The sequence below is a fragment of the Staphylococcus auricularis genome, from assembly GCF_051172115.1.
In the GTDB taxonomy this organism is placed as follows: Bacteria; Bacillota; Bacilli; order Staphylococcales; family Staphylococcaceae; genus Staphylococcus; species Staphylococcus auricularis_A.
Genome location: NZ_JBPIZN010000001.1, coordinates 62,769 through 76,157 on the forward strand (window position 1 = coordinate 62,769; position 13,389 = coordinate 76,157).

Annotated in this window: 12 protein-coding genes and 1 riboswitch; of the genes, 9 read left to right on the forward strand and 3 right to left on the reverse strand. The window is 37.6% G+C overall.

The window, feature by feature from the left end:
- The first annotated feature begins 128 nt into the window (after positions 1–128).
- Positions 129–264, forward strand: a riboswitch (FMN riboswitch).
- A gap of 149 nt (positions 265–413) precedes the next feature.
- The 4 genes from ribD to ribH are packed head-to-tail and all read left to right on the forward strand — an operon-like array spanning position 414 to position 3,808.
- Positions 414–1,454, forward strand: a complete 1,041-nt coding sequence (gene ribD, locus ACSBRB_RS00410) for a bifunctional diaminohydroxyphosphoribosylaminopyrimidine deaminase/5-amino-6-(5-phosphoribosylamino)uracil reductase RibD (RefSeq protein ID WP_435031116.1) — start codon at positions 414–416, stop codon at positions 1,452–1,454.
- A gap of 6 nt (positions 1,455–1,460) precedes the next feature.
- Positions 1,461–2,105, forward strand: coding sequence for a riboflavin synthase (locus ACSBRB_RS00415; protein WP_435031117.1), 645 nt, complete (start codon positions 1,461–1,463; stop codon positions 2,103–2,105).
- Positions 2,106–2,116: 11 nt separating this feature from the next.
- Complete coding sequence (gene ribB / locus ACSBRB_RS00420) at positions 2,117–3,328, forward strand: 3,4-dihydroxy-2-butanone-4-phosphate synthase (RefSeq protein WP_435031118.1); 1,212 nt, start codon at positions 2,117–2,119, stop codon at positions 3,326–3,328.
- 12 nt (positions 3,329–3,340) lie between these two features.
- The gene (gene ribH / locus ACSBRB_RS00425; RefSeq protein WP_435031119.1) at positions 3,341–3,808 is read left to right on the forward strand and encodes a 6,7-dimethyl-8-ribityllumazine synthase; all 468 of its coding nucleotides are present in this window, start codon (positions 3,341–3,343) and stop codon (positions 3,806–3,808) included.
- A gap of 93 nt (positions 3,809–3,901) precedes the next feature.
- On the opposite strand, the gene ACSBRB_RS00430 is transcribed toward ribH, so the two are convergent.
- Positions 3,902–4,900, reverse strand: coding sequence for a proline dehydrogenase family protein (locus ACSBRB_RS00430; RefSeq protein ID WP_435031120.1), 999 nt, complete (start codon positions 4,898–4,900; stop codon positions 3,902–3,904).
- 283 nt (positions 4,901–5,183) lie between these two features.
- Here ACSBRB_RS00430 and ACSBRB_RS00435 point away from each other — a divergent pair, with 283 nt between their 5' ends.
- The 3 genes from ACSBRB_RS00435 to ACSBRB_RS00445 all read left to right on the forward strand — a co-directional run bounded on the left by ACSBRB_RS00435 (position 5,184) and on the right by ACSBRB_RS00445 (position 7,754).
- Positions 5,184–6,011: an alpha/beta fold hydrolase gene (locus ACSBRB_RS00435; protein WP_435031774.1), complete on the forward strand. Its 828-nt coding sequence runs from the start codon at positions 5,184–5,186 to the stop codon at positions 6,009–6,011.
- Positions 6,012–6,329: 318 nt separating this feature from the next.
- Positions 6,330–7,292, forward strand: coding sequence for an L-lactate dehydrogenase (locus tag ACSBRB_RS00440; protein ID WP_435031121.1), 963 nt, complete (start codon positions 6,330–6,332; stop codon positions 7,290–7,292).
- Between the two features lie 60 nt (positions 7,293–7,352).
- Positions 7,353–7,754 carry a transcriptional regulator, SarA/Rot family gene (locus tag ACSBRB_RS00445; protein WP_435031122.1) on the forward strand — a complete coding sequence of 134 codons (402 nt, stop codon included), beginning with the start codon at positions 7,353–7,355 and terminating at the stop codon, positions 7,752–7,754.
- Positions 7,755–7,871: 117 nt separating this feature from the next.
- On the opposite strand, the gene mnmM is transcribed toward ACSBRB_RS00445, so the two are convergent.
- Both mnmM and mnmL read right to left on the reverse strand, forming a co-directional pair.
- Positions 7,872–8,432 carry a tRNA 5-(aminomethyl)-2-thiouridylate-methyltransferase MnmM gene (gene mnmM / locus ACSBRB_RS00450; RefSeq protein WP_435031123.1) on the reverse strand — a complete coding sequence of 187 codons (561 nt, stop codon included), beginning with the start codon at positions 8,430–8,432 and terminating at the stop codon, positions 7,872–7,874.
- Positions 8,429–9,382 carry a tRNA modification radical SAM protein MnmL/YtqA gene (gene mnmL, locus ACSBRB_RS00455; protein WP_435031124.1) on the reverse strand — a complete coding sequence of 318 codons (954 nt, stop codon included), beginning with the start codon at positions 9,380–9,382 and terminating at the stop codon, positions 8,429–8,431. The genes mnmM and mnmL overlap by 4 nt, the downstream gene beginning before the upstream one ends.
- A 107-nt stretch (positions 9,383–9,489) precedes the next feature.
- On the opposite strand from mnmL, the gene ACSBRB_RS00460 reads away from it, so the two are divergent.
- Together ACSBRB_RS00460 and leuS are read left to right on the forward strand one after the other, a co-directional pair.
- The gene (locus ACSBRB_RS00460) at positions 9,490–10,668 is read left to right on the forward strand and encodes an MDR family MFS transporter (RefSeq protein WP_435031125.1); all 1,179 of its coding nucleotides are present in this window, start codon (positions 9,490–9,492) and stop codon (positions 10,666–10,668) included.
- Positions 10,669–10,973: 305 nt separating this feature from the next.
- Positions 10,974–13,388, forward strand: coding sequence for a leucine--tRNA ligase (gene leuS / locus ACSBRB_RS00465; protein WP_435031126.1), 2,415 nt, complete (start codon positions 10,974–10,976; stop codon positions 13,386–13,388).
- Position 13,389 lies beyond the last annotated feature (1 nt).

Genomic DNA, 13,389 nt, shown 5'->3' on the forward strand with positions numbered 1-13,389 from the left:
TATGTTCCATTGTTCTTGTTTGTTGCGAAAGCTTAAAACACTAAAAATTTGTTTTTTCAAAAGGTCTATAGTAGTATGAGTTTTGTAACGAGCAGTTACTTGACTCAAATAACTATAACAATTTTATACAATTCTTTCGGGGCAGGGTGTAATTCCCAACCGGCAGTAAATCAAGCCTGCGACCTGCGCTTATATCTTTTAAGCGTGGCTGATCTAGTGAAAATCTAGAGCCGACAGTGAAAGTCTGGATGGGAGAAAGAATGACGAACATATTAAAAAACACGTTTGATCGTGTTTATTTGGCATACTTAAATTTAAGCCGATATGAAGTGAATTTATCACTTTTATACTGTTATATAATCCCGCACCCGAAACCTAATCGTTTCGGGTGTTTTTGTTTAAGAGGTGATTTTTTGAGTCAATATTTATCCTATGCCATTCAGTTAGCACAAATGGTCGAGGGACAAACTGGTATTAATCCGCCAGTGGGAGCTGTCGTCGTCAAAGATGGCAGAATCATTGGGTTAGGTGCACATTTGAAACAAGGCGATAAACACGCAGAAGTACAAGCATTAGATATGGGACAGTCATCTGCGAAAGATGCTACGATTTATATCTCATTAGAACCTTGTACTCATTATGGTTCAACACCGCCTTGTGTGAATAAAATTATCGATTGCGGTATAGCAAAAGTCGTTTATGCTGTGAAGGATACGACATTACCTTCAGAAGGTGATGAAATTTTAATGCAAGCTGGAATCGAAGTCGAACATCGACCTATGCCAGAAGCGGAGACATTATATCAAGATTTCTTTCAAGCTAAACGACAATCGATGCCACAAGTGACAGTGAAAGTATCTTGTAGCTTAGATGGAAAGCAAGCTACAGATGAAGATCAGAGTCAATGGATTACAAATCAAGCCGTTAAACAGGATGTGTTTCAACTCCGCCATCAGCATGATGCTGTATTAACAGGCAGAGGTACAGTAGAAGCAGACAATCCACAATATACGACACGGTTTGAAAATGGCAAAGATCCAGTGAGAGTGATTTTGTCACGAAGTGGTGAAATTGATTTTGAACTCGATATGTTCAAACAGTCACAACCGATTTGGATTTATACTGAAAACAAACAACTCAGAACAGACCTTGGTCATGTTACAGTGATTCATTTAGAAACATGCCAAGTTGAAACAATATTAAAAGATTTATACGAACGCGGGATTGGTCGCTTACTTGTCGAAGCGGGCCCACGCGTAACTTCTGAATTTCTTCAACATCATTCTTTCAATGAACTCATCCTTTATTATGCCCCGAAATTAATTGGTGGTTCTGGTAAGCATCAATTTTACCAAACGACTGATGTATTGAATTTATCCAATATTCCAGAATTAGAAATTGTTGATACAACGTTACTTGAGCAAAATATTAAATTACAGTTGCGAAAGAAGTGAGCGCACATGTTTACAGGTATCGTTGAAGAAGTAGGTACAGTCAAACAAATACGTACAGAACAATCCGTGATGACACTCACAATTCAGTGCGAGTTAATCTTAGAAGATATGCACGTAGGTGATTCCATCAGTGTGAACGGCGCATGTTTAACCGTCGTGGACTTCACTCAACATACATTTTCTGTTCAAGTCATTCACGGTACAGAAGATAAGACCTATTTAAACACTTTATCAGAAGGTGCCAAAGTGAATTTAGAACGTGCTATGCACGCACAAGGTCGCTTTGGAGGACACTTTGTATTAGGTCATGTGGACGAAGTCGGTCGCATTATCCACATTAGGAAAAATAGTAATTCAACTATTCTCACAATCACGGCTTCACCAAAACTTATCAAACAGTTAGTGCCACAAGGGTCTATCGCAGTGGATGGCGTCAGTTTAACGATATTTTCGCTTTATGAAAATGCGTTTGATATTCATCTTATTCCTGAAACGCGTCACGCGACTATTTTAAATGATAAGCAACGTAACGGACACGTCCATTTAGAAATAGATATGCTTTTTAAATACGTTGATCGTTTGATGACACAACAACCTGAAGGTAAGCAAACAACATTAACGCAGGATAAACTTCAATCATTAGGTTTCTAGGAGGCATGACAATGCAATTTGATCATATTGATACAGCAATAGAAGCATTGAAACAAGGAGAGATCGTTATCGTAGTAGATGATGAAGATAGAGAAAATGAAGGCGACCTTGTCGCGATAACGGAATTTATGAAAGATGATGCGATTAATTTTATGGCTAAATATGGACGAGGATTAATATGCGCGCCAATCAGTCGTTCAATCGCGTCTCAATTACAGTTATCTCCGATGATCGAACATAATACAGACGCTTACGGAACTTGTTTTACTGTTAGCGTCGATCACAAAGCAACCACAACAGGTATTAGTGCACATGAACGTACGCTGACAGCACGACAACTGATAGATCCTTTAAGCACAAGCGATGACTTTCATAAACCAGGTCATTTGTTCCCACTCATCGCCTACGATGACGGCGTTTTAGCTCGTACGGGTCATACAGAAGCTTCAATAGACCTCGCAAAATTAGCTGGCGCGAAACCAGCTGCTGTCATTTGCGAAATTATGAACGATGATGGAACGATGGCTAAAGGTGATGACTTACAACGTTTTAAGGAAACACATCAGTTACCTATGATTACGATTGAAGACCTTGTTCAGTATCGTCAGAAACATGAAAAGGAGCTTGAACAAAGCGAAGATCGTACGTCTTCCATAGAAGCGAAAGCCAAAGTAAAAATGCCTACAGAATTTGGTCAATTTGATATGTATGGCTTTACTAGTCGTCAAAACGGTAACGAAATCGTAGCTATTGTCAAAGGACCAATTGAGGAAACTGCGAATGTGAGAATCCATTCATCTTGCTTAACAGGTGATATTTTCCATAGTGAGCGTTGTGATTGCGGTGAACAACTCCATGCTGCATTAAAATATATTAATAAACACGGTGGTATGGTTATTTATTTACCTCAAGAAGGGCGCGGTATCGGACTCATCAATAAATTAAAAGCCTATGAATTAATCGAACAAGGTTATGACACCGTGACTGCCAATCATGCATTAGGATTCAAAGATGATTTGAGAGAATATCATGAAGCGGTTGATATACTCAAATATTTTGGTGTAAAACATGTCAATTTACTCAGTAATAATCCGAGAAAATTTGAAGGATTAACGCAAGAAGGCATTGATATAAACCAACGTATTGAATTAATTGTGCCAGTGAATGAACACAGTGCACATTACATGACGACTAAAAAAGAAAAAATGGGTCATTTAATATAGGAGGCAAAACAAATGAACTTTGAAGGCAATTTAGTAGGAACAAATTTAAAAATCGGGATTGTTGTCAGTCGTTTTAATGACTTTATAACTAATCGTTTATTAGAAGGTGCAAAAGATACACTGATTCGACATGGTGTAGACGAAACACACATTGATGTCGCTTATGTACCTGGTGCGTTTGAAATTCCATTACTTGCGAGAAAATTAGTACAAAAAGGAAGTTATGATGCGGTCATCACATTAGGTTGTGTGATCCGAGGTTCTACATCTCATTATGATTATGTATGTAATGAAGTTTCAAAAGGTGTGGCAAAAGCAAATGAACTCAGCGATACACCTGTCATTTTCGGTATTGTTACAACTGAAAATATTGAACAAGCAGTGGAACGTGCCGGTACGAAAGCAGGCAATAAAGGTGCAGATGCAGCAGTAAGCGCGATCGAAATGGCTAATTTAATGCGCACCATTGATGAACAATAATCAAAATTAACCCGTCTTAAGGCTTTGAGGTTCCTAACCTTTAATAAGGTAATGGATCTCGATCTTTAAGACGGGCTTTTCATTTAATAAATTTTATTTTCCACGTTTAGATAGATATTTTAGCGCTAATCCGGCTACAACTAATGAACCGGTAAAGAGACTCGCTTTTTTCACAAACTGTGGTTTAATGAATTCTTTAATGGCTAAGTTGATGTTTTGCGGTCGTTCGGCAAGTCTACGCATGAAGTAACCGAACCAATCGTCTCCATATGGGACATAAATACAGAATTGGTAACCTTCTTTCGCAATCGCTTCAGCGAGTTCAGAGCGGAAACCATACAACATTTGGAATTCAAAACGATCTCGTTCGATCTTGTTGTCTCTTACAAACTGTTTAACATGATTGATGATGCGATCATCGTGTGTCGCAATCGATGTCAGGTGTTTCGCATTTTTTAATCGTTTTTCAACAAGATGGATATAATTCTTATCAATTTCTTCTTTTGTTTGATATGCAATATCTTCTTCCTCTTTATATGCACCTTTAACCATGCGTAACCGTAACTCTGGATATTTATCGACTAGTGCATCTGCTTTATATAAGTAAGCTTGAATCACCGTACCCACATTTTTAAATTCACCTTTAAGTCGATCCAGTGTTTGTGTGATGGTAAATAAGCTATCATATTTTTCCGTATCGATATTGATATGCATATTGTCATACTCGTGTGCTTTTAATAAGATTTCTCTTAAGTTGTCATAGGCGAGTTCGATATCAAATTCTGCACCGAGCTGACTGAGTTTGACTGACATATGTGCGTCTAACTGATGATCATAAATGGCAGCCATAATTTCTAAAATTTGTTCTTTAGCTTTAAGTGCTTCCCCTTTAGTGGCTACAAATTCGCCCAAATTGTCGACTGTCACGCGAATGCCTTTAGCGTTTAACGTTTCAATCGTTTCGAGTAGTTTTGGAATTTTGTTACCAGCAACCACCTTATTTGCACCTAAGACTGGGCCTATGTTTTTAGCTGCATTGTTTAAAAATGTATTATTAGACAATGCGATGAAAAAATCTTTAACAATCGGCATATATATTCCTCCCATTCCGCAAGTGTATGATATTATTCATTAGTGTATCACGAAATGAATCGTTAAGAAAACGTTTACAAGAAGAATAGTTACACTTAAACGCCATACTTTCATTAAAAAGTCACAAATTTTAATAATAAATTTAAGGGAATGAGTGATTGTAACGAAGCAATTAATGTTACGTAATATTTATTTTATTCAACAGTATTAACAATGGTAAAAGGTTAAACAATTTTGATACAATATAGAATATAATTCGATGGAAGAAAGGATCGTCGTAAAAATGTGGAAGTGGGAAACAGAGAGCCAAGCTAAAGGGATTATCGTCATTGCACATAACTTACTAGAACATACAGGAAGATATGCTTATGTGATTACGATGTTGCGCCGTAATGGTTATCATGTGATCATGGGTGATCTACCAGGTCAAGGCCAAACCTCTCGTTCTAATAAAGGACAAATAGAAGAATTTAAAGTATATCATGAAAGTTTATTAGAGTGGTTAAGAATCGCAAATGAATATAAATTGCCTACCTATATTTTAGGTGTTGGCTTAGGCGGTCTCATTGCATTAAATCTGTTAGAAAAAGTTGAACTTCCTATTGAAGGATTACTATTAATTTCACCGTTATTAGAATTTAAAAATTCTCAAAAGACGCGCAAAGATAAAATCGCTTCAAACGTCGGTCGTGTCGCTAAGGATACACGGTTTAAGCTAGGAATTACAGCAGAAGATTTAACGCGTAATCCTGAAATTATTCAAGAAACAAATGAAGATAAGATGATGTTACACAAAGTAACTTATAGCTGGTATAAAGAAGTCGTAGAAACGATGCGTGAAACCGTCCAACACTTAACTGATATTAAACCATTACCGATCTTATTGATGGGCGGTAGTGAAGATAAAGTAGCGGATACGAGCGCTATGCGATTGGTTAAAGATAAAGTGAATACCGATGAATTGTACTTTAAAATGTGGCAAGGACTATATCATGAGATTCACAATGAGCCTGAACGTAACGAAGTGATGCGATATATACTCGCATTTTTAAATAATAGTGCAAACAGTATTGGCTTTGTCGTCGAAGATGAAAATCAAGTTTCCGAATAACAGACGTGCTATCGTAAATCAGTAAGGCATAATAGCTGAAACATTTGAGAAAAGTAAATAATGATGGTTATCCAAATGAGGTTGGTTCATAGACCAGCCTCATTTTTTATTTAACAGAAGGGAAGTTCTCAGTTTGTTTAGTTAAGTGAGCTCAAAAATACATTTATAGCCGTGTCTATGACACACGTTAAAGTGTAAAATAAATTTGTGATTATTTTCACAAATAATATTGTAGGTTGGCGAGATATCTGTTATATTTAATTTGTGAAAAAACTTCACAATAAAATATAGGTTTCAGCACATGAGGAGTGTACAAACATGAAGAAGAAAATAAGTAATAAAGTGGTTTTAGTAGGTGATGGTGCTGTCGGTTCAAGTTACGCATTTGCGATGGTCGCATTAGGCGTAGTAGATGAACTCTTCATACTTGATCTTGATGAGAAGAAAGTCAAAGGTGATGTGATGGATTTAAATCACGGTGCACCTTATGGTTCTTCAACTGTAAAGGTCAAAGCGGGCACATATGAAGACTGTTCAGATGCCGATGTCGTAGTTATCACTGCAGGTGCTGCACAAAAACCAGGAGAAACGCGTTTAGATCTCGTTGAGAAAAACACTAAAATTTTTAAAGATATCGTGTCTCAAATTATGACGACAGGCTTCGATGGTATTTTTCTTATCGCGACGAATCCAGTTGATATTTTAAGTTATGTAACACAAAAAGTCTCTGGTTTGCCTAAAGAAAAAGTGATCGGTTCAGGTACAATCTTAGATACAGCGCGTTTCAAATACGAACTCGCAGAAGAATTTGGGGTTGCACCGGGTAGTGTCCATGGTCAAATTATTGGAGAGCATGGTGATTCGGAACTCGCTGTATGGTCTCAAGCGAATATCGCCGGTCAATCACTTTATGATTTATTGAAGGAACATCCAGAAAAAGAGAAACGTATTGAGGAAATTTTCGTAAATACTCGAGATGCTGCTTATGACATTATCCAAGCGAAAGGCGCAACATACTATGGTATTGCGATGGGACTCGTACACATCTCTAAAGCAATTTTCCGCAATCAAAATCTCATATTAACTATTTCTAGTTTACTTGAAGGTGAATATGGTCATGAAGATGTTTATATCGGTGTGCCAACTCAAGTAAACAGAGAAGGGGCTGCTAGAGTCTACGAAACACCACTTAACGACGAAGAAAAGGCTTTATTTGCGAGTTCTGTTAATGTATTAAAAGATATGCAAGATAAAATACATGATATTATCGCTGATAAATAGAACTGTCATCTTCATTATTTAGATCAATCATCTTACAAAGGGGAAAGAAGAACGAGGCATATGAAAAGTGACATCATTCAATCTGTTGATAACATTCTCTCACTGGAAGCTATGTTATTAAATATAGAATATATTTTCGATCGTGTGAATGAGAAGTATCAATTGAGTAAAGAAGAGATACTGATATTATTAAATTTATGGCACAAAGGGCCGATGACATTAAAAGAAATGGATCAATATGTATCGATTAAAACATATAAACGAACAACGATATATCATCGTCTCGTGAAAAATAAATGGATTTATAAAGAACGTCCTACTGGAGACGAAAGAGTAGTAAAGATTTATTTTAATCCGTTACAACAAGCGAAACAAATCGAGCTAATCGAATTTATTACTAAAGAAGTTTCACACCAACGCAATCAGCTCATACAAGCTTACCAATCATTCATACAGTTATAATGAATCACACGATAAAAATCAAGACAGTCCACTCAAGTTGAGCAGACTGTCTTTTTATTTGGTATTCATTTTTATCGACCGTTTTAATTCAATTTTTCTTAATGAAAATGCGTTGTTTTATCGCTTTTCTATCGCACAAATAAATGGAGGGTTATTTTGTTGATTGATGAATTCATACTGTAAAACATGTGCGCGTTGTTGATCGAGTTGTTTTAAGTAATTCAACAGTGCATCGCGTTCGACCTTTCCTTCTTCATGACCATGATAAATGACGAGCACGATGATGCCTTCTGTTGCGAGTAGGTCGAAGATTGATTCAATCGCTTGAATCGTACTTTCTGGCTTCGTCACAATGGATTTATCTCCTTTAGGCAAGTAGCCTAAATTAAAGATAGCAGCATCGATATGACCGACATGCTCAGCATCAATATACTGTTTCACTTCACTGTGGCTCGCATGGATTGTTTGAACATTTGAATAGGCTTCAGTACGTTGATTGGTTGCTTCAATCGCTGCTTGTTGAATATCAAAACCGTACACGTGGCCATCAGGAACGCTTTCTGCTAAAAAAGCAGTATCAAAGCCATTCCCGCACGTTGCATCGATGACGATGCTGTCAGGACTAATATGCGTTTGAATCAAAGTTTTAGCAAAGGTTAGGATGCGTTCAAGTTTCATGATTTCACTTTGCTTTCAAACTTTTTACCTTGATAAGAATTGCGGCGTGCGAGTTCGTCATCGATTGCATTGAGGACTTCCCATTTATTGACACTCCACATAGGTCCAATCATTAAATCAATCGGACCATCACCTGTAATACGATGGATAATCATCTCAGGAGGTAACACTTCCAATTGATCACAGACTAAATTGGTGTAGTCTTCTTGAGACATGAATTGCAGCATGCCTTTTTCATAATGTTTAACCATAGGGGTTCCTTTAAGCAGATGCATGAGATGGATTTTAATACCTTGTACATCCATTTGTGCTACAGTTTCGGCGGTTTCCATCATCATATCGTAATCCTCACCAGGCAAGCCATTAATGATATGTGTACAAACATTAATATTGTGTTTACGTAGTTTAGCGACCCCATCATAATAGGTTTGCATATCATGTGCACGATTAATAAGGTCAGATGTTTTTTGATGTACCGTTTGAAGACCGAGCTCAACCCATAGATAGGTTCTTTCGTTTAAATCAGCTAAATATTCGACGACATCATCGGGTAAGCAGTCGGGTCTTGTACCAATCGATAAACCTACGACGCCATCCTCTTTCAATGCCGGTTCGAATTTTTCTTTTAATACTTCTACAGGTGCGTGTGTATTCGTAAAGGCTTGGAAATAAGCGATATATTTACCTTCATGCCATTTTTCATGCATGCGATCTTTAATTTGTTGAAATTGAACTTCAATCGGATCCGCACGATTACCAGCAAAGTCACCACTGCCTGCAGCTGAACAGAATGTACAACCACCATGCGCAACGGTACCATCACGGTTTGGACAGTCGAAACCGCCATCGAGTGCTACTTTAAAAATCTTTTGGCCGAATTTATTTTTCAAATGATAATTCCAAGTATGATAACGTTTGTTTTCAAATGCGTAGGGAAAATATTGCCCCATAAAACATTTTCCTTTCTTAATTCTTTATAGTTACAGATTTTAACACAGCTTAATGTTATAGTGTTTAGAGTAAACCATGAAAAAATAGAAAAGGGGGAGCTTTAAGCATGAACATACCTAAATCAGTGTGGTGGCTCGTTATTGGTATGGCGTTAAATATCACAGGCGCGAGTTTCTTGTGGCCATTAAATACGATATACATGAATGAAGTGTTACATAAAAGTTTAACTATGGCTGGTATTGTATTGATGATCAATTCTGCTGGTATGGTCGTAGGTAACTTATTAGGTGGCACTCTTTTTGATAAACTCGGCGGTTATCGTACGATTTTAATTGGGACATTTACATGCTTAGCGAGTACTACATTACTGAACTTCTTCCACGGCTGGCCCTGGTATGCGGTGTGGCTCGTCTGCTTAGGTTTTGGTGGCGGTATTATCGTACCTGCTATATATGCGATGGCTGGTGCAGTGTGGCCAAATGGGGGAAGACAAACATTTAATGCCATTTACTTAGCACAAAACATTGGGGTTTCTATCGGTGCAGCTGCAGGTGGTTTCGTCGCAGAATTCAGTTTTAATTTCATTTTCATGGCTAATCTTGTGATGTATATTTTATTTGCGATTGTATCGATTACACAATTTAATTTAAAAATTGATATTAAAGTGAAACCGAGTGAAACATTAGGGCTTTTCTCACGTGAAAATATGCCACGATTTATTTCACTCCTCTTGTTATGTGTCATGTTTAGTATTTGTTGGATTACCTATATTCAATGGGAAACAACGATTGCATCATTCACACAAGAAATTGATATTTCAATGGGACAATACAGTTTACTTTGGACAGTGAACGGTATTTTAATCTTAGTTGCCCAACCATTAATCCAACCTGTGATCCGTTTATTAAAAGGTGACTTGAAGAAACAAATGCTTGTCGGCGTCTTGATCTTCATGTTATCTTTCTTCGTCACAAGTTTTGCCCAACAATTTAGTATCTTTATGGTAGGTATGATCATTCTTACATTTGGTGAAATGTTCGTTTGGCCAGCCATACCTACCATTGCTAGCAAATTGGCACCTAGAGGAAAAGAAGGACAATTCCAAGGCTATGTCAATTCTGCATCAACAGTAGGGAAAGCACTTGGACCATTCATCGGTGGTGTGATCGTAGATACTTTTGACATGTCTGCCATGTTCATCAGTATGATCGGCTTATTAGCCATTTCACTTGTCTTCTTAGGCGTCTTTGATAAAGTACTTCCAAGAGAGAAAAAAGAAGAATAACTTTTAAGCTAAACGCAAATACTTTTTAAGACCTTACTTGAAAATTTGAATCAATTCCAATATGATAGAAATAAATAGGAGTAGTAACTTAACTACATTTCTACAGAGAGTTAGCGTAGGTGCGAGCTAATGTTATTGTATTAAGTGAACTTACCGACAATACATTATGAATGAACAAACATCTCAACTATTTAATAGAGAGCACGTAAGCGTGAATGAGGGTGGTACCGCGGCAAATGTCGTCCCTTTGTGAACAAGTGTTAAATAGTTTGAGATGTTTTTTTCTGAAAAGGAGGAGCAAGTCAGTGAGTTATAATCACAAAGAAGTGGAACAAAAATGGCAACAATATTGGGAAGAACATAAGACATTTAAAGCTTCTGACAATCTCGGTCAAAAGAAATTTTATGCACTTGATATGTTCCCATATCCTTCTGGTGCTGGCTTACATGTGGGTCACCCTGAAGGTTATACAGCAACAGATATCATCTCTCGTTATAAACGTATGCAAGGCTACAACGTGTTGCATCCAATGGGTTGGGACGCGTTCGGTTTACCAGCTGAACAATATGCGTTAGATACAGGAAATAATCCAAGAGAATTCACAAAACAAAACATCGAGACATTTAAACGCCAAATTAAAGAACTTGGTTTCAGCTATGATTGGGATAGAGAAATCAATACAACAGATCCTGAATACTACAAATGGACACAATGGATTTTTATCCAGTTGTATAATAAAGGTTTAGCGTATGTAGATGAAGTTGCGGTTAACTGGTGCCCTGCGTTAGGTACAGTATTATCTAACGAAGAAGTGGTTGATGGTGTTTCTGAACGTGGCGGTCATCCTGTATACCGTCGTCCGATGAAACAATGGGTACTTAAAATTACTGAATATGCAGATCGTTTACTTGAAGATTTAGATGACTTAGATTGGCCAGAATCTATTAAAGATATGCAGCGTAACTGGATTGGCCGTTCAGAAGGCGCGAAAGTTAAATTCAGTGTCGAAGGCCACGATGCCCAAATAGAAGTCTTTACCACTAGACCTGATACGATCTTTGGTACAACGTTCTTAGTCTTAAGTCCTGAACATTCTTTAGTAAATGAAATTACAACTGATGAACAAGCTGAAGCGGTGAAAGCTTATCAAGAAGAAGCTGCTAAGAAATCAGATTTAGAGCGTACAGGTTTAGCTAAAGAAAAATCAGGTGTATTTACGGGCGCTTATGCCGTGAATCCATTGAGCGGTGAAAACATTCCAGTGTGGATCGCAGACTATGTATTATCTACATATGGTACAGGCGCAGTCATGGCCGTTCCTGCTGGAGATGAACGAGACTATGAATTTGCGAAAGCATTTGATTTACCAATTAAAGCAATCATTGAAGACAGTGATTTATCTGAAACTGCGTATACAGGTGATGGCGCGCATATCAATTCAGGTCAATTAGATGGCTTACATAATGACGAAGCAATTCAAAAAGCGATCGAGTTATTAGAAGAGAGCGGCGCAGGTCAACACGAAGTGAACTACAAACTCAGAGATTGGCTCTTTAGTCGTCAAAGATATTGGGGTGAACCGATTCCAATCATTCATTGGGAAGATGGTACGATGACGACAGTACCTGAAGATGAATTACCATTACTCTTACCTGAAACAGATGAAATCAAGCCTTCTGGTACAGGTGAATCACCATTAGCGAATATCGATGAGTTTGTAAATGTAGTGGATGAAGAAACAGGTATGAAAGGCCGTCGTGAAACAAATACGATGCCACAATGGGCAGGCAGCTGTTGGTACTACTTAAGATATATTGATCCACATAATGAAAATATGATTGCAGATCAAGAAAAACTTAAACATTGGCTTCCTGTTGACTTATATATTGGTGGAGTCGAGCATGCTGTGTTACATTTATTATACGCTCGATTTTGGCACAAAGTATTATACGATTTAGGCGTCGTGCCGACGAAAGAACCATTCCAACGACTTTATAATCAAGGTATGATTCTTGGTGAAGGTAATGAAAAAATGAGTAAATCTAAAGGCAATGTGATCAATCCTGACGACATCGTCCAATCTCACGGTGCTGACACATTACGTCTTTACGAAATGTTCATGGGCCCACTTGATGCAGCAATTGCATGGAGTGAAAAAGGTCTAGACGGATCAAGACGTTTCTTAGATCGCGTTTGGCGTCTACTCATCAATGAAGATGGTACATTAACAGACAAAGTGGTTGATGACAATGATGAATCACTCGATAAAAGTTATCATCAAACCGTGAAAAAAGTCACTGAAGACTTTGATACGTTGAGCTTCAATACTGCTATCAGCCAATTGATGGTCTTCATTAACGACTGCTATAAAGCAGATCAATTGTACCGTCCATACATGGAAGGTTTCGTGAAAATGTTAGCACCAATCGCACCACATATTGGTGAAGAATTATGGTCACGATTAGGTCACACAGAAACGATTACTTATGAACCTTGGCCATCCTACGATGAATCATTACTCGTGGATGATGAAATTGAAATCGTCGTGCAAGTGAATGGTAAAGTACGTGCGAAAGCTCAAGTACCGAAAGACATTTCGAAAGAAGACATGCAAGAAATTGCTTTAGCCAATGATCACGTGAAAGCTTCACTTGAAGGTAAAGACGTTAAAAAAGTCATCGCTGTGCCACAAAAACTTGTTAACATTGTTGCAAAATAAT